We start from the raw sequence: 273 nt of genomic DNA, 5'->3' as shown, positions 1-273 counted from the left end.
AGAACTATTCGTTCTCCGACTGGAAGAAGATGCAGGCGATCCACGTGGACGGCGCGTTCCTGACGACGAAGGCCGCGCTCAAGCACATGTACAAGGACGATCGCGGCGGCGTCGTGATCTACATGGGCTCGGTGCACTCGCACGAGGCGTCGCCGCTGAAGTCGGCGTACGTGACGGCCAAGCATGGCCTGCTGGGCCTCGCCCGCGTGCTGGCGAAGGAAGGCGCGAAGCACAACGTGCGCTCGCACGTCGTGTGTCCGGGCTTCGTGCGCA

The 273-nt window shown here is 64.8% G+C and carries 1 protein-coding gene; it reads left to right on the top strand.

Features of this window, described 5'->3' with window-relative positions; all coding sequences use genetic code 11:
• Positions 1-273, top strand: a 273-nt coding sequence (locus H3O04_RS35855) for an SDR family NAD(P)-dependent oxidoreductase (protein WP_202589564.1), incomplete at both ends; no start/stop codon positions are given.

It is taken from the genome of Burkholderia sp. KCJ3K979 (assembly GCF_016759955.1).
GTDB classification, from domain to species: Bacteria; Pseudomonadota; Gammaproteobacteria; order Burkholderiales; family Burkholderiaceae; genus Burkholderia; species Burkholderia orbicola.
This window is presented reverse-complemented; position numbering and strand designations above follow the sequence as displayed.